The organism is Halobacterium salinarum DSM 3754 (assembly GCF_008124605.1).
GTDB classification, from domain to species: Archaea; Halobacteriota; Halobacteria; order Halobacteriales; family Halobacteriaceae; genus Halobacterium; species Halobacterium salinarum.
This window is the reverse complement of the sequence record NZ_VRYN01000001.1, coordinates 474,002-494,198: the sequence shown is the minus strand read 5'-3', so window position 1 is coordinate 494,198 and position 20,197 is coordinate 474,002. Positions and strand designations below refer to the sequence as shown.

The 20,197-nt window shown below is 68.0% G+C and carries 21 protein-coding genes; 17 read left to right on the top strand and 4 right to left on the bottom strand.

The window, feature by feature from the left end; all coding sequences use genetic code 11:
• The first annotated feature begins 1 nt into the window (after window position 1).
• The 6 genes from APQ99_RS02680 to fer all read left to right on the top strand — a co-directional run bounded on the left by APQ99_RS02680 (window position 2) and on the right by fer (window position 5,314).
• Complete coding sequence (locus APQ99_RS02680) at window positions 2-1,420, top strand: ATP synthase subunit B (protein WP_136361536.1); 1,419 nt, start codon at window positions 2-4, stop codon at window positions 1,418-1,420.
• 290 nt (window positions 1,421-1,710) lie between these two features.
• Window positions 1,711-2,424 (top strand): lycopene beta-cyclase, encoded by a 714-nt coding sequence (crtY, locus tag APQ99_RS02675; protein WP_136361535.1) that lies wholly within the window; start codon window positions 1,711-1,713, stop codon window positions 2,422-2,424.
• Window positions 2,400-3,437 carry a Brp/Blh family beta-carotene 15,15'-dioxygenase gene (locus tag APQ99_RS02670; protein ID WP_229373364.1) on the top strand — a complete coding sequence of 346 codons (1,038 nt, stop codon included), beginning with the start codon at window positions 2,400-2,402 and terminating at the stop codon, window positions 3,435-3,437. Before crtY ends, APQ99_RS02670 begins: the two co-directional genes overlap by 25 nt.
• A gap of 56 nt (window positions 3,438-3,493) precedes the next feature.
• Entirely contained in the window at window positions 3,494-4,168 is a 675-nt protein-coding gene (locus APQ99_RS02665; RefSeq protein WP_010903575.1) for a V-type ATP synthase subunit D, read from the top strand.
• A 14-nt stretch (window positions 4,169-4,182) separates the two neighbouring features.
• Entirely contained in the window at window positions 4,183-4,575 is a 393-nt protein-coding gene (locus APQ99_RS02660; RefSeq protein ID WP_136361534.1) for a DUF6276 family protein, read from the top strand.
• Between the two features lie 76 nt (window positions 4,576-4,651).
• A complete protein-coding gene (gene fer / locus APQ99_RS02655) occupies window positions 4,652-5,314 on the top strand; it encodes a ferredoxin Fer (protein WP_136361533.1) in 663 nt (220 codons plus the stop codon).
• Between the two features lie 17 nt (window positions 5,315-5,331).
• Here fer and prf1 read toward each other — a convergent pair whose 3' ends face one another.
• Entirely contained in the window at window positions 5,332-6,582 is a 1,251-nt protein-coding gene (gene prf1, locus APQ99_RS02650) for a peptide chain release factor aRF-1 (protein ID WP_012289438.1), read from the bottom strand.
• Between the two features lie 114 nt (window positions 6,583-6,696).
• Between prf1 and APQ99_RS02645 the strand changes: the two genes are divergently transcribed.
• The 5 genes from APQ99_RS02645 to APQ99_RS02625 all read left to right on the top strand — a co-directional run bounded on the left by APQ99_RS02645 (window position 6,697) and on the right by APQ99_RS02625 (window position 12,172).
• On the top strand, window positions 6,697-7,614 hold the full coding sequence (locus APQ99_RS02645; protein ID WP_136361532.1) for a MinD/ParA family ATP-binding protein: 918 nt from the start codon (window positions 6,697-6,699) through the stop codon (window positions 7,612-7,614).
• A gap of 335 nt (window positions 7,615-7,949) precedes the next feature.
• Window positions 7,950-8,927 carry a 4-demethylwyosine synthase TYW1 gene (twy1, locus tag APQ99_RS02640; RefSeq protein WP_136361531.1) on the top strand — a complete coding sequence of 326 codons (978 nt, stop codon included), beginning with the start codon at window positions 7,950-7,952 and terminating at the stop codon, window positions 8,925-8,927.
• A 63-nt stretch (window positions 8,928-8,990) separates the two neighbouring features.
• A complete protein-coding gene (locus APQ99_RS02635; RefSeq protein ID WP_012289437.1) occupies window positions 8,991-9,692 on the top strand; it encodes a DUF120 domain-containing protein in 702 nt (233 codons plus the stop codon).
• The gene (ribB, locus tag APQ99_RS02630; protein ID WP_010903567.1) at window positions 9,679-10,347 is read left to right on the top strand and encodes a 3,4-dihydroxy-2-butanone-4-phosphate synthase; all 669 of its coding nucleotides are present in this window, start codon (window positions 9,679-9,681) and stop codon (window positions 10,345-10,347) included. Before APQ99_RS02635 ends, ribB begins: the two co-directional genes overlap by 14 nt.
• A 76-nt stretch (window positions 10,348-10,423) precedes the next feature.
• The gene (locus APQ99_RS02625; protein ID WP_136361530.1) at window positions 10,424-12,172 is read left to right on the top strand and encodes a Na+/H+ antiporter NhaC family protein; all 1,749 of its coding nucleotides are present in this window, start codon (window positions 10,424-10,426) and stop codon (window positions 12,170-12,172) included.
• A 1-nt stretch (window position 12,173) separates the two neighbouring features.
• On the opposite strand, the gene arcD is transcribed toward APQ99_RS02625, so the two are convergent.
• Window positions 12,174-13,649, bottom strand: coding sequence for an arginine/ornithine antiporter ArcD (gene arcD, locus APQ99_RS02620; RefSeq protein WP_136361529.1), 1,476 nt, complete (start codon window positions 13,647-13,649; stop codon window positions 12,174-12,176).
• A 131-nt stretch (window positions 13,650-13,780) separates the two neighbouring features.
• Here arcD and APQ99_RS02615 point away from each other — a divergent pair, with 131 nt between their 5' ends.
• Entirely contained in the window at window positions 13,781-14,707 is a 927-nt protein-coding gene (locus tag APQ99_RS02615; RefSeq protein WP_010903564.1) for a branched-chain amino acid transaminase, read from the top strand.
• Between the two features lie 37 nt (window positions 14,708-14,744).
• Here APQ99_RS02615 and APQ99_RS02610 read toward each other — a convergent pair whose 3' ends face one another.
• Window positions 14,745-15,362 carry a DUF502 domain-containing protein gene (locus tag APQ99_RS02610; RefSeq protein ID WP_136361528.1) on the bottom strand — a complete coding sequence of 206 codons (618 nt, stop codon included), beginning with the start codon at window positions 15,360-15,362 and terminating at the stop codon, window positions 14,745-14,747.
• Between the two features lie 71 nt (window positions 15,363-15,433).
• On the bottom strand, window positions 15,434-16,273 hold the full coding sequence (locus tag APQ99_RS02605) for a proline dehydrogenase family protein (protein WP_010903562.1): 840 nt from the start codon (window positions 16,271-16,273) through the stop codon (window positions 15,434-15,436).
• A gap of 85 nt (window positions 16,274-16,358) precedes the next feature.
• Here APQ99_RS02605 and APQ99_RS02600 point away from each other — a divergent pair, with 85 nt between their 5' ends.
• The 5 genes from APQ99_RS02600 to APQ99_RS02580 all read left to right on the top strand — a co-directional run bounded on the left by APQ99_RS02600 (window position 16,359) and on the right by APQ99_RS02580 (window position 20,151).
• Window positions 16,359-16,904 carry a CDP-2,3-bis-(O-geranylgeranyl)-sn-glycerol synthase gene (locus APQ99_RS02600; RefSeq protein ID WP_136361527.1) on the top strand — a complete coding sequence of 182 codons (546 nt, stop codon included), beginning with the start codon at window positions 16,359-16,361 and terminating at the stop codon, window positions 16,902-16,904.
• 55 nt (window positions 16,905-16,959) lie between these two features.
• Window positions 16,960-17,487 carry an orotate phosphoribosyltransferase gene (gene pyrE / locus APQ99_RS02595; protein WP_010903560.1) on the top strand — a complete coding sequence of 176 codons (528 nt, stop codon included), beginning with the start codon at window positions 16,960-16,962 and terminating at the stop codon, window positions 17,485-17,487.
• A 78-nt stretch (window positions 17,488-17,565) separates the two neighbouring features.
• Window positions 17,566-18,285, top strand: a complete 720-nt coding sequence (locus APQ99_RS02590) for a phosphoribosyltransferase family protein (RefSeq protein ID WP_010903559.1) — start codon at window positions 17,566-17,568, stop codon at window positions 18,283-18,285.
• Between the two features lie 118 nt (window positions 18,286-18,403).
• Window positions 18,404-19,840 (top strand): NCS2 family permease, encoded by a 1,437-nt coding sequence (locus APQ99_RS02585; RefSeq protein WP_136361526.1) that lies wholly within the window; start codon window positions 18,404-18,406, stop codon window positions 19,838-19,840.
• A 65-nt stretch (window positions 19,841-19,905) separates the two neighbouring features.
• A complete protein-coding gene (locus APQ99_RS02580) occupies window positions 19,906-20,151 on the top strand; it encodes a glutaredoxin family protein (RefSeq protein ID WP_010903557.1) in 246 nt (81 codons plus the stop codon).
• The last annotated feature ends 46 nt before the right edge of the window (window positions 20,152-20,197 follow it).

The window sequence follows — 20,197 nt, the reverse complement described above, 5'->3', positions numbered from 1 at the left end:
AATGAAAGAGTACCAGACGATCACTGAAGTCAGCGGCCCGCTGGTGTACGTCGAAACCGACGAGCCGATCGGGTACGACGAGATCGTCGAGATCGAGACGCCGAACGGCGACGTGAAGCGCGGACAGGTGCTGGAGTCAAGCGACGGGTTCGTCGCCATCCAGGTGTTCGAGGGGACCGAGGGCGTCGGGAAGGACGCCTCGGTGCGGTTCCTCGGTGAGACCCTGAAGATGCCCGTGACCGAGGACCTGCTCGGTCGCGTGCTGGACGGCTCCGGCAACCCGATCGACGGCGGGCCGGACATCGTGCCCGACGACCGCGTCGACATCGTCGGGGAGGCAATCAACCCCCACGCCCGCGAGTACCCCGAGGAGTTCATCCAGACCGGCGTGTCCGGCATCGACGGCATGAACACGCTGGTGCGGGGCCAGAAACTCCCGATCTTCTCCGGCTCCGGCCTGCCACACAGCGATCTGGCGCTCCAGATCGCCCGCCAGGCGTCGGTGCCCGAGGAAGAAGCGGAGACCGACGACGACGACGAGGGCAGCGAGTTCGCCGTCGTCTTCGGCGCGATGGGGATCACGGCCGAGGAAGCCAACGAGTTCATGGACGACTTCGAGCGCACCGGCGCGCTGGAGCGCTCGGTGGTGTTCATGAACCTCGCCGACGACCCCGCCGTCGAGCGAACGGTGACGCCGCGGATGGCGCTGACCACGGCGGAGTACCTCGCCTTCGAGAAGGACTACCACGTGCTCGTCATCCTGACGGACATGACGAACTACTGTGAGGCGCTCCGCCAGATCGGCGCGGCCCGCGAGGAGGTGCCCGGTCGGCGTGGCTACCCCGGGTACATGTACACGGACCTGGCGCAGCTCTACGAGCGCGCCGGCCGCATCGAGGGCAAGGAGGGCTCTGTCACCCAGATCCCCATTCTCACGATGCCGGGCGACGACGACACACACCCGATCCCGGACCTCACCGGGTACATCACTGAGGGCCAGATCATGATGAACCGTGATCTGAACAGCCAGGGCGTCACACCGCCGGTGAACGTGTTGCCGAGCCTCTCCCGGCTGATGGACGACGGCATCGGCGAAGGCCTCACGCGCGCGGACCACGGTGACGTGTCCGACCAGCTGTACGCCGCCTACGCGGAGGGCGAGGAGCTGCGCGACCTGGTGAACATCGTCGGCCGCGAGGCCCTGAGCGAGCGGGACAACCGCTACCTGGACTTCGCGGATCGCTTCGAGGCGGAGTTCATCGACCAGGGGTTCAAGACCAACCGCGACATCGAGGAGACGCTGGATCTCGGCTGGGAACTGCTGTCGATGTTCCCGAAGACCGAGCTGAACCGCGTCGACGAGGACCTCATCGAGGACCACTACGTCGAGGACGTCGCCGACGAAGCCACGGCCGACTAGCGCCGTCCGGCTGCGACGGTCTTTTTCGCTGCACTCCGCGGCGCTCGCACCACCAGCCAGTGGGCTGTGTGCCTGTCACATGCCGCCGCCCGGACACCGCGTGTGTTGCCCCCCACAGTTACGTACGGGCAGCAAAATGGCATACACAACGTGGCTGCTGGGCACCCGTTGGGCTCGCCGTCGGTGCTGCTGTGGCGTGTCCGACTCGACACCGCGGGCTGTGGGGCGCGCTCGGTCGGACAGCCCGCGGCTCGCGCCGCCCACACGGCGCACTCTCGGGGGGAGACGGCGTGACGACGAGCTACCTCACGTTCCTGGCTGTCGTCGTCGGCCCGCCGCTGGTTGCGCTGGGCGTGGTGCGCGCGGCTCGCTGGGACGGCGACCGCGCCCGGGCCGCCGGCGTCGGCATCCTGCTGGTGTTGGCGCTGTCATACACGACCCCCTGGGACAACTACCTGATCGCAACGGGCGTCTGGTGGTACGGCGAGGGCACCGTCGTGGGGCGGCTCTGGCAGATGCCCATCGAGGAGTATCTGTTCGTCATCACGCAGACGCTGCTCACCGGGCTCTGGGTGCAAGCCCTCCCGCTGCGCCCGACCGCCGGCTTCTCGCCGACCCGGCGTGACGCCGTGCTGGGCGCGCTCGCGGGCGTGCTCGTCGGGTGTGGGGGCGCTGTGCTGCTCACCGTCGACGCGACGTTCTACATCGGCGCGATCCTCGCGTGGGCGGCACCCGTGCTCGCGCTCCAGTGGGCGGTCGGCTGGCGGTATCTGTGGCGCCGCCGCCGGGTGTTCGCCGCGGCCGTGCTGGTGCCGACGCTGTTCCTGTCGGCGGCCGACCGGTACGCCATCGCGGACGGCATCTGGATCCTGGCCGGCCAGTACACCACCGGAATCACGGTGCTCGGGCTGCCCATCGAGGAGGGCGCGTTTTTCTTCGTGACGAACGTGTTCGTGAGCCAGGGCCTCATCCTGTACGCGTGGGTGCTAGCCCGGTGGCGTTGACGCCACTCACGGCGCGGGCGCGTCGCACGCTGGCCCGTCCGGCGCTGGCTTTGGGCTGGGTGGCGATCAGCATCGCTGCCCTGCCCGCGATCACCGGCGTGTCGCTTTCGCCGACCGCACGGTACGCCCCGCTGGTCGCCAGCGCGGTGGTGTTCGGCATGCCACACGGCGCGATCGACTACCTCGCGTTGCCCCGCGCGGTCACGGGCACCGTCACCGTGCGGTGGCTGGCGGTCGTCGGCGTCCTCTACCTCGTGCTTGGTGGTGGCTACGCCGCCGCGTGGTTTTTCGCGCCCGTTCCCGCTGCGTTCGCGTTCGTCGCGATCACGTGGCTGCACTGGGGGCAGGGCGACCTCTACCCGCTGCTCGACTTCCTTGATGTCGACTACCTCGATACGCGCCCGCGGCGCGCGGCGACGGTCCTGATCCGGGGTGGCCTCCCGATGCTCGTGCCGCTGCTCGGGTTCCCGGAGCGGTACCGCAGCGTCGTCGACGCGTTCGCCGCGCCGTTCGGCGGCTCCGTCGGCGACCTCGCGGTGTTCGACCCGCGCGTCCGCCTGTGGCTGGGCGTCGCGTTCGCAGCCGCGACCGTCGCGGTGCTCGCGGCGGGCAGACGCCGCACCCACTCCCCCGGCGCGTGGCGGGTCGACGCCGCCGAAACCCTCCTGTTGTGGGTGTTCTTCTTCGTCGTGCCGCCGGTGTTCGCCGTCGGCGTCTACTTCTGCGTCTGGCACTCGGTCCGGCACGTCGCGCGCGCCATCGCCGTCGACGGCTCGGTCCACCCGTCGCTGCGCGCGGGCGACATCCTCGGACCGCTGGCCCGGTTCGGCGTGGAGGCCGCGCCGATGACGGCGGCCGCGCTCGCGTTGGGCGGCGTGCTGTGGTGGGCGGTACCCAACCCGCCGACCACGCTCGAATCCGGGGCCGCACTCTACCTCGTGTTGATCGCCGTGCTCACCCTGCCACACGTCGCCGTGGTCACGTGGATGGACCGCGTGCAGGGCGTCCTCTGAGCCCGACTGGAAACGTTTACCTCCCCGGAGGCCGAACACCGGGCTAAGAACCCCGCATGGCTCAGGACATCAAGCCCACCCGAAAGAACCTCATGGAGATCGAGGACCGCATCGACCTCTCGGAGCGCGGCCACGACACGCTCGAACAGAAGCGTGACGGACTCATCATGGAGTTCATGGACATCCTGGATCAGTCACAGGACGTCCGGTCGGGTCTGGAAGGCGACTACGAGACCGCACAGCAGAAGATCAACATGGCGCGCGCCATGGAGGGCGATGTCGCGGTCAGCGGGGCCGCCGCGGCGCTCGAAGAGTACCCCGAGATCACCGTCGAGTCGATGAACATCATGGGCGTCGTCGTCCCCCAGATCGAATCGACGAAAGTCAAGAAATCCTTCGACAAGCGGGGCTACGGCATCCTCGGCACGAGCGCGCGCATCGACGAGGCCGCAGACGCCTACGAGGAGCTGTTGGAGTCGATCGTGCTCGCCGCGGAGGTCGAGACGGCGATGAAGAAGATGCTCACCGAGATCGAGACGACCAAGCGCCGCGTGAACGCACTGGAGTTCAAGCTGCTGCCCGAACTCCACGAGGGCAAAGAGTACATCGACCAGAAACTCGAAGAGAAGGAACGCGAGGAGATGTTCCGGATGAAGAAGGTCAAAGACAAGAAAGAAGCCCAAGAGGAGGCGGCCGACGAGGCCGCGGCCGCGGAGTCGACGGGCGCGTAGCCGTCGACTGAGCCATGACGTGTTCGAACTGCGGGTGTCCGGTGGTGTCGTTTCCGATCCCAGCGTCGGTCAGCGACTGCCTCCCCGACGACCGGCCCGGCGCTGTGCTCTGCACGCAGTGTCTGCGCGTTGCGCCCACCGATGACCCGCCCGACGACTACCCCGACTTCGCCCGCGCGAGCGACGCCTTCCCCGCCGACGGCGAGACCGCCGCGGTGCTTGCGTGCTTGCTCGCGCTCGTGGATCGGCTCGCGCTCCACCGCGCGGACGCCGACGCCGTTGCCGGGGTCGCCGAACGCCACGGCGTCGACGTGCTGTTGTTCTTGGACCGCCTCGCAGCCGACACAGCCGTCACCCCGGCGGTGGACGTGAGCCGGCGGCGCACACAGTTGGCACAGCTCATCTGAGCGCCGCCGGCCGCGAGTCCCCGGCGACATCCACGCCGGCGGGGAGACTTTTGATGCTCTACGCCCAACACGGGATGTGGACTCCCCGTTCGAAGTTCTCGGCGTGTCCCCTGACGCGGACGAGGCGGCCATCGAACGCGCGTACCGCCGCCGCATCGTCGAAACGCATCCCGACCAGGGCGGCTCCCGGGAACGCTTCCAGCTGGTGCGGGCCGCCTACGACGCCATCGAAGCCGGCGACGCCGATGGGTTCGATGAGGCCGACGTCGACACCGATCCCGGCGACGGGGGTTTCGAGCGCGCGCCGGAATCCGCGGAAACGACCGTCGAATACCTGAACTACGCGGTCGCGGCGGACGCGGGCTGGGCGCTCGACGACGACGACCTGTTCGCGAACGCCGCGGCCGCCGACCTCGACCCCGTCGACCACGGCGAGTTCACCGTCGAGCCAGGCGAATCACTGCTTGAGGCCGCCGAACGCCGTGGGTGGCGGTGGCCGTACGCCTGCCGGGGTGGTGCGTGTGCGAACTGCGCGGTCGCCGTCACCGACGGGGCGCTGTCGATGCCCACCGACCACATCCTCACTGCCGACCTCATCGACCAGGGGTTCCGGCTGTCCTGCAACGGGGTCCCGCTGTCGCCGGAGCTGCGCGTCGTCTACAACGTCAAACACCTGCCGGGGTTGGCGGAACTCCGGCTGCCGCCGTATCCCTTCGAGCAGGCACACGTCGACGACTAACCGACCGGCGTGGCGGCCTACACGCCGGTCGAGTACCGCAAAATCCCGGCGTACCCGCCGAACGCGGTCAGCAGCTGCTCGCCCTTCTCGAAGTCCGTGGAGATGAAATGCGTCTCCGTGCCGCGCTGGTCGGCGATCGACATGAGGTGGTCGATGGCGTCCTCGCGGTCGACCTCGGTGGCCTCCTCGCCGCAGTCCGAACACGTGTGCTCGGGGCTGGTGTTCCGGCGGTCGATGGTTTCGTACTCCTCGTGGTCGTTGGGGCACTCGTAGATGACGACGTCCTCGCGGAGGTCCTCGGAGACCAGCAGGCGGTCGACCGAGCCCATGATGAGGTTTCGGCGCGTCTGCTCGAACCCGTAGGTGGCGAGCTTGCCGCCGTTGAGCTCCTCGAAGAACTCCTCCATGTCGGATTTGTCGTCCATCAGGTCGGCTTCCGCCAGCGCCGCCTGCCCCGCGTCGACCAGATCCGACAGCCCGGACTCGTCGGTGTACGACACGTCGAATTTCCCCAGGACCTTGTCCTGGAGCTCGTGGTGGAGGTAATCCCCGTCGAGGAACTCGTCTTTCGTTGGTGACGGGCCGCCCACGAGGATGCCGTCGATCTCGTGGCGCTTCGGCACGAAGAGGTCGTCGGCCATGCCCGCGACCTCCTGGTAGAAGTTGTCGATGGCTTCCAGGCGCAGCCGGGCGAACCGCTGGGCGGACTGGCCGCCCTTGCGCTGTTTTCCGGGCACCAGGGACTCCGCGGATTTCACCGGTTGGACCCGCTTGCCCTTCAGCCAGCCGACGTTCGACTCGCGGCGATCGAGGACGATCAGCCCGTAGAGGCCCTTGTCGCCGAGCATCTCCGCGAGGGGTTCGGTGAGGAACGCCGAGTCGCAGTGGTAGCGGAACGACTCGATGGGCTGGGGTGGGGACTCCAGGACTTCCGTGACCATGTCCGTGCGGCCGCCGCCGGAGTCGACCGCGCCCGAGAACACGACCATCCCGTTGTCCGGGGGGAACGTGTCGTAGTAGCGCAGTCGGTCTTTGATCGACGTGAGGGCGTCCTGGACGTTGGTGCGTGTCTGCTTGGATTTGATGTTGGAGGCCTCGGAGTGCTCCTGGGTGACGTGGGCCACGACGTCCGAGATCTGCTTGTCCGGGGGGATGTAGATGGTGACCAGTTGGGTGCCGCTGCCCTCGTAGTCTTTGAGCTCCTCGATGACCTTGCGGAACTCGTACTTGCGTCGGTCCTCGGACGGTACCTCGTCCTGCTCGCTCATTGCACTGACATAGCCGACCGGCCGGTAAGTAAGCTTTGACCCTGTAGAGCGCCGTGGCTGGGGCATCCGGCACCGCCAAACGCTTTATGTGACGGTGTGCGAAGATGGAACCATATGAGTGGCCGTGTGTTCGCCGTCGCCTCCGGGAAGGGTGGCGTCGGAAAGACGACGACTGCGGTAAACGTCGCCGCGGTGATGGCGGAAGCCGATCGGTCGGTGGTGCTCGTGGACGCCGACCTGGGGATGGCGAACGTCGATCACGTGGTGGCGTGCGACGAGTCAGCGACTGCAACCCTCCACGACGTGCTCGCGGACGACGCCGCGCTCACGGACGCGACCGCGGCCGCCCCCGCCGGCTTCGACGTGATCGTCGGCGGCACCGCGATCACGGATTTCGGGCGCGCGGATCCGTCCGCACTCCCGGACGTCGCGGCGACGCTCCGTGACCGCTACGACTGCGTGATCGTCGACACCGGCGGCGGACTCAGCCACGACACGACCGTGCCGCTGGGCCTGGCCGACGAGACAGTGCTCGTGTCCACGCGCCAGACGGCCGCCCTGGCCAACACCGCGAAAACCCGCGCCCTCGTCGAGCGGGTCGGCGGCCACGTCGCCGGCGCTGTCGTGACGCGGGTCACCGACGACGCCGGTGGCGCCGACGCCGGTCACGGGGACGCCGCCGCCGCCACGCTCCAGACGGACATCCTGGGGTTGATTCCCGAGGACAGCCGTGTCGCCGACAGCGAGCGCGCCGGCACCCCCCTTGTCTCGCTCGCCCCGGAGAGCCCCGCCGCCCAGGCGTACCGCGAGCTCGCGTACACGCTGCTCGACGAGCCGTTGCCGGTGTCGTTCCGTGATGGGGACGCCAGCGGTGACGCCGCTTCGGGGCTGATGGCTGCATCCGCGCCGTCCGAAGCGCCCACCGACGACGGCAGCGGTGCCGGCGCGGCGACCGGCGACGACCAGACACGGGACGCCTCGATCCTGTGGCGGCTCACCGGTGGGTTGCTCGGGTCGAACGGGAAGCGTTAAGCGACAGCGTCCTCCGACACTCAGGTATGCCAACGGAACGCGATTCAATGTCAACTGGATGGCTGCTGCTCTACGTGCTGGTCGTGCTCGGGGTCACGTACGGCGTGCTCGCGTACGTCGGCGCGCCGCTGTAGCCGGCGACTCCACACTGTTTGTCCGTCACCCGCCCTCCAGAAGGACTCGACAGAGGCACGCCCCCATCGCACCCACGAGACCGCCGATAGTTGAACCAATGCCGCCACCGCCGGACTCGCTTCCGGTCGGTGGGTTGGACTGCCCTCCGGTGGCGGTCCAGTTCCGTGGTGTTATGCGTGTCACGTCCGACCCCATCGGTAATGAGCGAGTCGGACGGTCCGAAACAGGTGGACGACCCGGACTACCACCACGAGAACCACACGGCCGCCCAGACGTGTGGCTGGACTGCGAACGCGATGCGCGGCGAGGGCACGTGTTACAAGCACGCGTTCTACGGGATCCGGTCCCACCGGTGCATCCAGATGACGCCGGTGGTGCGGTGCAACGAGCGGTGCGTGTTCTGCTGGCGGGACCACTCCGGGCACACCTACGAGCTCGACGGCGTGGCGTGGGACGACCCCGAGGCCGTGGTGGACGCCTCGATCCGCCTCCAGCGGAAGCTGCTGTCGGGGTTCGGCGGCAACGACGAGGTGCCCAGAGAGCGCTTCGAGGAGGCGATGGAGCCCCGCCACGTCGCCATCTCCCTGGACGGCGAGCCGACGCTGTACCCCCACCTGCCCGAACTCATCGAGGCGTTCCACGACCGGGGGTTGACGACGTTCCTGGTGTCCAACGGCACCCGCCCGGCGGTGCTCCGGGAGTGCGATCCGACGCAGCTGTACGTCTCCGTCGATGCGCCCGAGCGCGCGACGTTCGACGACGTGGTGGGGGCGACCGAGGACGACGCCTGGGAGCGCCTCGTGGACACGATGGACGTGCTGCACGCGAAAGACGACACCAGGACCGTGTTGCGGACGACGCTGGTCGGCGGCCAGAACATGGCGAACCCGGACTGGTACGCCGGGTTCTTCGAGCGTGCGGCCCCCGATTTCGTGGAGCTCAAGGCGTACATGCACGTCGGGGATAGCCGGGACCGCTTGGGGCGGGCGGCGATGCCCGACCACGAGGACGTCCTCGCGTTCGCTCGCGCGGTCAAAACACACCTGCCGCATTCGGTGCTCCGGGAGCAGCCCGCCTCGCGGGTGGCGCTGCTCGCCCGCGATGAGGACACGTGGGTGGAGGACCTGCGGCCGGAGTCGGCGTTCTGGACCGAGGGCGCTCGCCCCACCGCGGACTAGCTCAATTCCGAGACGCATTCCACTTTCGGTATCCTTATGCGGGGCGCGGGCCAACCCCCAGCCATGTCAGGAGCCACGAGCACCGGCGACGTCGGGTACGACGAACTCGCCGTGCTCAAACTGCTCGCGCTCGACGGCGCACACCGCGGCGAGGTGAAAGTGTCGTGTGGCGACCTCGCAAGCCGCCTCGACGCCTCCAGCCAGACCGCCTCCCGGCGGCTGCAAGCACTCGACGACGCCGACCACGTCACCCGTGACCTCGTCAGCGACGGCCAGTGGATCACCGTCACCGACGCGGGCCGACACGCCCTCAAACACGAATACGAGGACTACCGCCGCATCTTCGAGGACCCCGGCGAGCTCGCGCTGGCGGGGACAGTCACCAGCGGCATGGGCGAAGGCCGCCACTACATCAGCCTCCCCGGGTACAACCGCCAGTTCGCCGAGAAGCTCGGCTACGAGCCGTACCCGGGCACGCTCAACGTCGATCTCCCCCCGGACGGTCAGCGCGCACGCGCCGGCATACAAGCCCTAGACGGCGTCGACATCGATGCCTGGGAGGACGAAGACCGCACCTACGGGTCGGCCACCTGCTACGCCTGCACCGTCGTGGGTGACGGCACCGACTTCGACGGCGCACACGTCATCATCCCCGACCGCACCCACCACGACGACGACCAACTCGAAATCATCGCCCCGGTCAAGCTCCGGGAGCGACTCGGCCTGCTCGACGACGACGAGGTGACCATCCGTGTCGAAGCATAGCAACGCGGCCCACGCTCCAGGCGTTGGTCGGGCTGTCGACGCGTTCCGGGACGGCCAGCCCGTGCTGGTCCACGACGCCGCCGACCGCGAGGGCGAAGTCGACTTGATCTATCCGGCCCCCGCGGTCACCGCCGACGCCGTCGCACGCATGCGCACCGACGCCGGCGGCCTCATCTGCGTAGCGCTCGGCGACGCCGTCGCCGACGCGTTCGCGCTCCCGTTCATCGCCGACGAACTCGATCACCCCGCCGCCGACCACGGCCACCTCGGCTACGACGACCGGTCGTCGTTCTCCCTGACAGTCAACCACCGCGACACCTACACCGGGATCACCGACGACGACCGCGCGCTCACCATCGCGGAACTCGGCCAGGCTGCCGCCGACCCCGCGGCCGTCGACTTCCCGGCGACGTTCCGCGCGCCCGGGCACGTACACGTGCTTCGCGCCGCGCCGTCGCTGTCCGCTCGCCAGGGCCACACCGAACTCGGCATCGCGCTCGCCGGTGCGGCCGGCGTCCCGCCCGCCGTCGTCGTCTGCGAGATGCTCGACGCCGACACCGGCGGCGCGCGCTCGGTCGCCGACGCCAAACGGTACGCCAGCCGCCACGACATCCCGTACGTCGAGGGCAGCGATCTGGTAGCCGCGTTTCAGTAGCACCGCCACGATCCGGTGTGGCACTCGCAGTTGATCCCAGCACGCTTATCACCCCATCATCGGGCTACGTACACCCATGGCATCGTACGGCGTGTTGGCGCTTGTTCCGCCGCTGCTCGCGATCGTGCTCGCGATGACCACCCGACAGGTGTTGGTGTCGCTGTTCGCTGGCGTCTGGGCCGGCGCGTTGGTCGTCGCACAGTGGAACCCGATTGCCGCGACCGCACTGACGATGGACTGGCTGGTCGCGGTCGTTCGAACGCCGTTCAACACGAAATTCATCGTGCTCATCCTGTTCATGGGTGCGGGAGCGGCGTTCATCTACCGCTCCGGGGGGATCCTCGCGCTCGAACGCTGGATCGGCAGCCGCATCTCGACCGCACGCGAGTCACAGATCCTGACCTGGCTGATCGGCGTGTTCATCTTCTTCGACTCGTACACGAGCACGGTCGTCACCGGCAACGCCACCCGGGAGCTCGCCCAGGACGCCGACTCCTCCCGCGAGATGCACGCCTACGTGCTCGACTCCACGACAGCGCCCGTGACGACGTTCGGACCGGTGTCGAACTGGATCGGCTACCAAGTGTCGATGATCATCGCGGGCTTGGAGGCGGCTCGGGTCTCCGCGGCCGAGCTTGGGACCACCCCGTTCGGGCTGTTCTTGCAGTCGATCCCGTGGAACATCTACTGCTTCATGGCGTTTTTCATGGTGGGGTTCATCACCATCACCCAGCGGTTCTTCGGGCCGATGCTGGACGCCGAGTGGCGCGCCCGCACCACCGGTGACACAATCGCCGACGGCGCAACGCCGCTGTCTGACGTCTCCAACGACGTCGGCGACCCCAGCAGGGCGAACCCCTCGTTGTTGAACTTCTTCGGGCCGATCGCCGTGTTGTTGGCCGTCGGTCTGGGGTCGATGTGGTATCTCGGCGGTGGCTACAAGCCGGGCGTCGACATCGCCACCGCCCTCCAGGAGACCGACGTCGCGATGGGGCTGCTCCACGGCGCGTTCGCGTTCATGGTTTCGGGCTTCGTCGGTGCGCTGGCGTACGGCACGATGGACCTCGAAGGCGCGACGGACACCATCGTCGATGGGTTCAAGACGATGAACATCGCGCTCGCGATCATCGTGCTGGCGTGGGGGATCGGGATGGCAGCCGAGAAGGTGGGGACCGCTGACTTCATCGTCACCACGCTGGTCGGCAGCGGCGTGCCGGCGGGCTTCCTCCCGTTGCTCGTGTTCCTCGCCGCGATGTTCGTCGCGTTCACCACCGGCACCTCGTGGGGGACGATGGCCATCCTGACGCCGGTCGCGATCCCGCTGGGGTACAACCTCGCGGGCGCGGCGGTGTTGCCGGTCCTCGTGGGCGTGCTGTTCGGCGGCGCGATCTGGGGCGATCACTCCTCCCCGATCAGCGACACCACGGTGATGTCGTCGATCTTCGCGGGGTCGGACCACATCGACCACGTCACCACCCAGATCCCGTTCGCGGCGACGGCCGCGGGCGTGACCATCGTGATGTTGGTGTTGTACGCGGTCGGCCTGCGGTCACCCGTGGTCGCGCTCCCGCTTGCGACCGTGCTCACGCTCGGCGCTGTCGTGGTGTTGAACAAACTCGACACCCGCCGGAAGGGACTGCCCGAGGTGATGCCGCGGGCCGACGCCGTCGACGAGGCGGACCGCGAGGCGGCCGCCAACGGCACTCTCTCGCTGCCCGCCGCCGCCACGAGCTACGACTACCTCTCCCTGGTGCCGGTGGCCGCCGTCGGCATCGTCCTCTTGTATCTGTCCCTGGTGTTCGTGTTCGCGGCGCTGGGCGGGTAGGTCAGTCGTCGTCAGTTGCGGCCGCGTTGGCGGCCGGGGCGGCGGGCTGCGTGGCCGAACCCGCGCGGTCGTAGCCGCGGCCCGCAAGCACCAGCCCGAACAGCACCAGCGGCGAGAGGATGCCGAAGAAGTAGTACGGCGCCCACCACCACGAGATGGCTCCGGGCTGGCTGGTGTAGAGCGCGCCCGTCATGAACACGGCACCGGCGTGCCACGGGAAGAACGGCCCCGTGGGTGTACCGGCGGCCTCGACCGCCCGTGAGAGGTCGCGCTCGTTGAGGTCGTATTCGTCGTAGAGCGTGCGGAGGCTGACGCTCGGGACGACGATGCTCATGTACTGTTGGGCGGAGAACGCGTTCGTCGCGATGGCGGCGACGCCGGTGCCGGCAACCAGCGATTCGGGCGACCAGATGGCGCGCGTCAGGTGGTGGGTGAGCGTCGGGAGGACGCCGGTGCGTTCGAGCAGGCCGCCGAGCGAGAGCGCCGCGACGACGACCGCGATCGTCCACGCGGACCCGGCGATGCCGCCCGTGGTGAGCAAGTTGTTGACCAGTTCACTCCCGGTCTCGGGGGTGGTGCCGTTGAGGAAGACGTTCCACGCGGCGGTGAACGAGGCGCCTTGGACGGCGATCGTGGTGAGCGCGCCGGCGAACACGCCCGCGACCAGCGAGGGGAGCGCCGGGTAGCCGCGGAACGCCAGGCCGAACGTGACGACCAGCGGCAGGAACACCAGCGGGCCGAGCGCGTAACTGCCGGCGAGGGGGCCGCTGATCGCGGTGACGTTCGCGGCACCGCCATCGACGATGAGCACGCCCAGCACCGCGTACGCGAGCACGGAGAGGCCGAACGCGATGGCGGTCCCGAGTCGCATGCCGTTGATGTGGTCGTAGAGGTCGGCGTTCGTGACGGCCGCGGCGAGGTTCGTGGTGTCCGACAGCGGGCTCTGTTTGTCGCCGGCGTAGGCCCCGGAGACGATCGCGCCGGCGGTCATCGGTAGCGGGATGCCCAGCCCGGAGCCGATGCCGACGAACGCGACGCCGAGCGTGCCCACGGTGGTCCACGAGGAGCCGATGGCGAACGCGACGACGGCGGCGAGGATCGCCGTCACCGGGAGGAAGACCGCGGGCGTGAGCGCCCCCAGGCCGTAGTACATCAACCCGGGGATGGTGCCGGCGCTGGTCCACGTCGCGATGAGCCCGTAGATGACGAACAGGATCAGGATGGCTTGCAGCCCCATCCTGAGGCCGGCCAGCGCGGCGTCGGAGACGCGTTCCCAGTCGTAGCCCAGGTGGTAGCGCGCGAACAGCCCGGTGAACGTGATGCTCCAGAGGAGCGGCGCGTGTGGCGCAAGCCCGAGGTAGCCCGAGCCGACGCCCAGCGAGACGACGACAACCAGCACGGGAACCAGCGCCTCGGTCAGCGTCGGTTTCCGTGCGTCGTCGATGTCCTCGTAGGCAAGCGGCGTGAAGTCGCTCATCACCCACCGATAATTCACATCGGTAATTAAGCTCTGCGGTTAGATTATCTCAGGACATTCTTGCCGGTGTCCAGACGCGTCGGGGATCCGTCACTCGTGGTTTTATCACCGATCAGTTCGTCAGTCCGCACATGCCCAGTTTCAGTGAGATGGACGTCGACACCATCTGGATGGACGGCGAGTTCGTCGACTGGGAGGACGCACAAGTACACGTCCTCACCCACGCACTCCACTACGGGTCCGGCATCTTCGAGGGGGTCCGTGTCTACGACACCGACAACGGCCCCGCGATCTTCCGGTGGGACGACCACCTCCAGCGGTTCTACGAATCGGCGAAACCCTACGACCTCGACATCGAGTTCACGCCCGACGAACTCACCGACGCCACCGTCGAGCTCATCCAGCGCCAAGACCTCGGGTCCTGTTACATCCGCCCGCTGGCGTACTACGGCTACGAATCACTCGGCGTCTCCCCCGGCGACTGCCCGACCGACGTCGCCATCGCCGCCTGGCCGTGGGGCGCGTACCTCGGCGACGACGCCCTCGAAAACGGCGTCGACGTGATGGTGTCGACGTGGCGCAAGCACGCCTCCAGCCAGATCCCGACGAACGCCAAAACCACCGGCCTCTACGTCAACAGCATGCTCGCCGGCGAGGAAGCCCGGCGCAACGGCTTCACCGAAGCCATCGTCCTCAACAAAGAGGGTAACGTCGCGGAAGGCCCCGGCGAGAACATCTTCCTCGTGCGCGACGGCGAACTCTTCACGCCCGGCCTCTCCGAGAGCATCCTCGACGGCATCACCCGCGACACCGTCATCACGCTCGCCGAGGAGCGCGGCTACACCGTCCACGACGACGTCTCGATCTCGCGTGGCGAACTCCACACCGCCGACGAGCTCTTCTTCACCGGCTCCGCCGCCGAAGTCACGCCGATCAAGCAAGTCGACAACGTCGAAATCGGCTCCGGAACCCGCGGCCCGGTCACCGAAGAGCTCCAGACCGCGTTCTTCGACCTCGTGGAGGCCGGCGACCGCGAGGAGTGGTTCCACTACGTCTGAAGCCGCCAGCGCGACCCGCCTGAACCGACCGCCGCGCTCATTCCTCGTTTTCGTCGTCGTCGTCCTCCGGGAGCAGCTCGTCGATCGCCACCTCGCTGTCGTCGTTCTCGCCGAACCCGGCGCTCAGCACGCGCGTCAACGCGTCTTCGACGCTTTCGTCTGTCTCCTCCAGGTCCTCGGGCTCGACTTCCATCACGAACCCCGTGGTGATGTTCGGCGCCGTCGGCATGAACACCACCTCCCGGCCGTCCGGGGCTTTCTTGCCGGTCTTGAACGCGGTCAGTCGCATCCCCGGCCATGGCTCCACGCGCACCGGCTGCTGGAACTCCCCGGTACCGTCGGACAACACGGTCTCGACGGCCATCTTCGAGGCGTTGTACACGATCCGCAACACCGGCAGCCGGTTCATCACGTAATCGATGAGTGCCTCCAGAATGCTGCCCGCGGCCGTCCGCATCAGGTATCCCACCGAGAACACGATCAGCACGAACACCGCAAGCGTCGCGGCGACCGCCTGGTACTGCGTGTCGGTCAACTGCGTAAACAGGGTGATGTTCGAGAGCAATCCGAACAGCCAGTAGATCACGTACAGCGTCACCACGATCGGAACGAGAACGATCAGCCCGCTTGCGAAGTCCCGCTTCCAGGAACCCATATAGTATAGTTCAGAAACCGGTCACGTATAGTGATTTCGAGGCGTCACAGCGCCGCTAAAACCCCACTAAACTACCGTCCGAGGACCGCACGGAGCGCGAACACCAGGTTTTCCTTGCGCTCCATGGCTCGCCGATAGAAATACGAGAACCACTTGCCACCGTAGGGCACGTACTGGTAGGTGGGGACCCCCGTGGCAGCCAACTCCGTCTGTGCGTCCTCCCGGATCCCCATCAGCATCTGCACCTCGTAGTCGGTGCCGTACTCCTCGTGGAGCTCGGCGGCGTACGAGATCATCGCCGGATCGTGGCTGCCCACCGCCACGCCGTCGTCGAACTCCCGGAACATGAACTCCAGGTGTGTTCGGTACGCCTCGTTGACATCGGGTTTGTCCTGGTAGGCTACGTCGTCGGGCTCGTCGTATGCGCCCTTCACGAGCCGCACCTTCCCCGGCACGTCCGCCAGCCGGTCGAGGTCCTGCTCGGTGCGCTTTAAGTTCGCCTGCACACACAACCCCATGTTCCCGGCGTGGGTCCGGGCCAGCGACTCGAAGGTGTCCATCGTCGCGTCCGTCGTCTCGTGGTCCTCCATGTCGACCCACGCGAACACGTCGTGGTCGGCGGCCGCCGCCGCGATGGTTTCGAGGTTCTCCGCAAACACCTCGGGGCCGACGTCCAACCCGATCTGGGAGGGCTTCACCGACACACAGGCGTCCACGTCGCTGTCACCGACGTCGGCCACGAGTCGCCGGTAGGCCGCCGCGTCCTCGTCGGCCGGCGGGCGCTCGTGGTAATGCTCGCCCAGCAGGTTCAGGATCGCCGTCACGCCGCGATCGTTCAGGTCCGCGGCGTACTCGATGGCTTCGGCCGGCGTCTCCCCCGCGACGAACCGGTTCGCGATGGGTGGTATCATACCAACCTCTCGTTCTCCACATGTCTTAAACACCCGGCCTCTCGGAATCCGCGGGTTTTTGCCGGGCGCGCGACCACCGACCCGCATGGACCTGGTCGGCACCGTTGTCGTCGCCGTGTGGGCGATGTTGCCCGCGTACGTCCCGAACAACGCCGCCGTGCTCGCGGGCGGCGGCCGCCCCATCGACGGCGGGCGCAGCCTCGGTGATCGCCGCCTCCTCGGCGACGGGAAGACGTGGCGTGGCACCGCCGTCGGCACCGCCGCCGGCGTCGCGCTCGCCGTCGCGCTCAACGCGCTCCGGCCGGCCGCCGCCGACGCCCTCGGCGTCGTGCTGCCCGCGTTCCCGCCCGCGGCGATGGGCACGCTCGCGTTCGGGGCGATGGTCGGCGACATCGCCGCCTCCTTCCTGAAGCGCCGCACCGGCCGCCGGCGCGGGGCCGCCTTCCCGGTCGTCGACCAGCTGGACTTCGTCGTCGTCGCGCTCGCGCTCACCGCGCTTGCGGTCCCCGCGTGGGTCGGCGACACCTTCGGGCTGCCCGTGCTCGTCACCGTCGCCGTCCTCACGCCGGCCCTCCATCTCCTCACCAACGGCATCGCGTACGCCCTCGGCGTTAAGGACGAACCCTGGTAGCGGGCCGCCGCCCGGACCGGGGGGCTTTTGTCCCGCCGGCACCCCGTTTGCGCCGATGAGTGCAACTGACGACCTCGTGTCCGCACTCCGGGCCGCGGACGCGGTGCAGTTCGGCGAGTTCGAGCTCTCACACGGCGGCACGTCGGAGTACTACGTCGACAAATATCTCTTCGAGACCGACCCCGAGTGTCTGTCGGCCATCGCCGCGGCGTTCGCCGACCGCATCGACGAGGACACGACGCTTGCGGGCGTCGCGCTGGGCGGCGTGCCCCTGGCCGCCGCGACCGCCACCGAGGCCGGCGTGCCGTACGTCATCGCGCGCAAGCAGGCCAAAGAGTACGGCACCGCCAACCGCATCGAGGGCCGGCTCGACGACGGCGAGGAGGTCGTGGTCGTCGAGGACATCGCGACCACCGGCCAGTCGGCCGTCGACGCCGTCGACGCCCTCCGGGACGCCGGCGCGACCGTGAACCGCGCGCTCATCGTCGTGGACCGCGAGGAGGGCGGGCGCGAACTGCTGGCCGAGCACGGCGTGGAAATGGCGGCACTCGTCACCGCCAGCGACCTCTTGGACGCCGAGTAACCCGGCTGTCAGGGTTGAGCACGGTCCGCCTGCGCCCCGCTTCGCGGTATTCAAGTTTGTGGAACCGTGTGGGTCGGTATGAACCGAGCTGAGAAAGCCACTCTCCAACTGCAGGCAGTCGACGTTCTCCGCACCCTCAAGGAGACCCGCACCTACGACGAGCTGTCCGCCGACACCGGACTCCCCGCCGGCGACCTGAACCGCTACGTCAACGGCCACGTGTTGCCAAGCGCCGACCGCGCCCGTGAGGTCGTCCAGAACGCCGGCGCGGACCTCCTCCAGGCGGAACTCGCGGCCCGCGTGCACGTCGACGACGACGGCTACGTTGACAACTCCGGGATCGTCTTCGATCAGTCGTTTCTCGAACTGGTCGCGCCCGTCGCCGCCGAAACGTTCGACTTCGACGCGCCCGACGTGGTGCTGACGGCCGCCACCGACGGGATCACGCTGGCGGCGGCGCTGGCTGGCTACTACGGCGCCGACTGCGCGTACGCCAAGCAGTCCAAGGAAACCGCCGTCGAGGAGTTCGTCGAAGCCCGCCAACGCCTCGAATCCGGCATCGAGTTCACGTACTACCTGCCGGCGTCGGCGCTCGACGACGGTGACACCGTGCTCGTCGTCGACGACCTCATCCGATCGGGGGAGACCCAGGAGCTGCTGTTGGACATCGCCGACGCCGCCGGCGCGGACGTGACCGGCGTGTTCGCGCTCATCGCCGCCGGGGAAACCGGCGTCGACCGTGCCCGGGAACGCACCGACGCCCCGGTCGGCGCGCTCACCGATCTGGACGACCTCTAGCCGGATTCTATCCGTAATTGTGCATTATTTTCACCACAAACTCCCATAAGCAACCACGAGCGTCGAACGTGTACAACAAGGCTCAAGTACGTCCTGGGGATGTGGCCAAACGTGCATCATGGGGCTCGCTGAGTACTTCGGATTCGACGACCACGACACCGACCTGCGGACGGAACTCGTCGCCGGGCTGACCACGTTTCTGGCGATGTCGTACATCGTCCTGGTCAACCCCGTCGTCATGACACAACGCACGAGGGCCGGCGAGGTCGTCAAACCCGGCATCGCGCTGGCGAACTACAGCCACGACCAAACCGTCCAAATGCTGGCGGTCGTCACGCTCCTGGCGTCCGGCGTCGCCATGCTCGTCATGGCGTTCTACGCCAACCGCCCGTTCGCGCTCGCGCCCGGCCTGGGCCTCAACGCCTTCTTCGCGTTCACCGTCGTCGGCACGCTCGGCGTCCCCTGGCAGACCGCGCTCGCCGCCGTCTTCACCGAGGGGCTGCTGTTCATCGTGCTCACGGCCGTCGGCGCGCGCGAATACGTCATCACACTGTTCCCCGAACCGGTCAAGCTCGCGGTCGGAACCGGCATCGGGCTGTACCTCGCGATCATCGGCCTCGAAGCCATGGGCATCGTCGTCGGCGACGCCGGCACCATCCTCGCGCTCGGCAACCTCGCGCAGAACCCCGTCGCCGTCGTCTCCATTCTGGGCCTGTTTTTCACCATCGCGCTCCACGCCCGCGGCGTCACCGGCAGCATCGTCCTGGGCATCATCGCGACCGCCGCCACCGGCGGCGTGCTCACGTTCGCCGGCGTCGTCGACCCCGGCGTCCTCATCGGGGACTTCGTCCGCACCGGTGGCATCGCCACCCAGCGCCTCCCACACGCCCAATACGACATCACGCCGCTCGTCGGCGCGTTCCTCGCCGGCTTCCAGGACATCGACGCGTTCAGCTTCGCGCTCATCGTGTTCACGTTCTTCTTCGTGGACTTCTTCGACACCGCCGGCACGCTCGTCGGCGTCGGCCAAGCCGGCGGCTTCCTGAACACCGACGGCAACCTCCCCGACGCCGACGAACCGCTGATGGCTGACGCCATCGGCACCACCTTCGGCGCGATCATCGGCACCTCCACGGTCACCACCTACATCGAATCCGCGACCGGCGTCGAGGAAGGCGGCCGCACCGGCATGGTCGCGCTCGTCGTCGCCGTCCTGTTTTTCCTGTCGCTGCTGGTCGTCCCGCTCGCCGCCGCCATCCCCCAGTACGCCAGCCACATCGCGCTCGTCGTCGTCGCGTTGCTGATGCTCGCGAACGTCACGGCGATCGACTGGGATGACATCACGCACTCCATTCCCGCCGGCCTCACCATCATCGTGATGCCGTTCACGTACTCCATCGCGTACGGCATCGCCGCCGGCATCGTCTCCTACCCCGTCGTCAAGGTCGCCACCGGCGACGCCGACGAGGTCGCCATCGGCCAGTGGCTGCTGGCCGCCGCGTTCATCGTCTACTTCTACGTCCGCACCAGCGGCGTCCTCGCCGCCGCCGTCTGATCCGCGAACCGGCTGTTCCTGCTCGGTCCACCGCACTCTTCACTCGCTGCCCCGTACACTGGTGTATGTCGCTGGAACTCTACAAGCTCCCGGGCTGCCCGTACTGCGCGAAAGTCGAAACGAAACTCGACGAGCTCGGCCTCGACTACGTCGAACACGAGGTCCCCAGCTCGCACAGCGACCGTGACGCCGTCGAATCGGTCAGCGGACAGACCGGCGTGCCGGTGCTCGTCGACCCCGACCACGACATCGACGGCATGCCCGAAAGCGACGACATCGTCGCCCACCTCGAACAGCACTACGCCGAGTAACTGCCCGCTGGCAGGTGCCACTGACTTTTTGAGCACTGCGCGCGTC

Excerpts from the sequence above, each read along its gene's own strand:
- APQ99_RS02645 (WP_136361532.1), top strand. The coding sequence starts at position 6,697 with ATGAGTGGCCGTGTGTTCGCCGTCGCCTCCGGGAAGGGTGGCGTCGGA.
- APQ99_RS02580 (WP_010903557.1), top strand. The coding sequence starts at position 19,906 with ATGTCGCTGGAACTCTACAAGCTCCCGGGCTGCCCGTACTGCGCGAAA.
- APQ99_RS02590 (WP_010903559.1), top strand. The coding sequence starts at position 17,566 with ATGAACCGAGCTGAGAAAGCCACTCTCCAACTGCAGGCAGTCGACGTT.
- pyrE (WP_010903560.1), top strand. The coding sequence starts at position 16,960 with ATGAGTGCAACTGACGACCTCGTGTCCGCACTCCGGGCCGCGGACGCG.
- APQ99_RS02665 (WP_010903575.1), top strand. The coding sequence starts at position 3,494 with ATGGCTCAGGACATCAAGCCCACCCGAAAGAACCTCATGGAGATCGAG.
- APQ99_RS02680 (WP_136361536.1), top strand. The coding sequence starts at position 2 with ATGAAAGAGTACCAGACGATCACTGAAGTCAGCGGCCCGCTGGTGTAC.
- APQ99_RS02660 (WP_136361534.1), top strand. The coding sequence starts at position 4,183 with ATGACGTGTTCGAACTGCGGGTGTCCGGTGGTGTCGTTTCCGATCCCA.
- arcD (WP_136361529.1), bottom strand. The coding sequence starts at position 13,649 with ATGAGCGACTTCACGCCGCTTGCCTACGAGGACATCGACGACGCACGG.
- APQ99_RS02585 (WP_136361526.1), top strand. The coding sequence starts at position 18,404 with ATGGGGCTCGCTGAGTACTTCGGATTCGACGACCACGACACCGACCTG.
- APQ99_RS02610 (WP_136361528.1), bottom strand. The coding sequence starts at position 15,362 with ATGGGTTCCTGGAAGCGGGACTTCGCAAGCGGGCTGATCGTTCTCGTT.
- twy1 (WP_136361531.1), top strand. The coding sequence starts at position 7,950 with ATGAGCGAGTCGGACGGTCCGAAACAGGTGGACGACCCGGACTACCAC.
- prf1 (WP_012289438.1), bottom strand. The coding sequence starts at position 6,582 with ATGAGCGAGCAGGACGAGGTACCGTCCGAGGACCGACGCAAGTACGAG.
- APQ99_RS02625 (WP_136361530.1), top strand. The coding sequence starts at position 10,424 with ATGGCATCGTACGGCGTGTTGGCGCTTGTTCCGCCGCTGCTCGCGATC.
- APQ99_RS02635 (WP_012289437.1), top strand. The coding sequence starts at position 8,991 with ATGTCAGGAGCCACGAGCACCGGCGACGTCGGGTACGACGAACTCGCC.
- APQ99_RS02605 (WP_010903562.1), bottom strand. The coding sequence starts at position 16,273 with ATGATACCACCCATCGCGAACCGGTTCGTCGCGGGGGAGACGCCGGCC.
- APQ99_RS02600 (WP_136361527.1), top strand. The coding sequence starts at position 16,359 with ATGGACCTGGTCGGCACCGTTGTCGTCGCCGTGTGGGCGATGTTGCCC.
- APQ99_RS02615 (WP_010903564.1), top strand. The coding sequence starts at position 13,781 with ATGCCCAGTTTCAGTGAGATGGACGTCGACACCATCTGGATGGACGGC.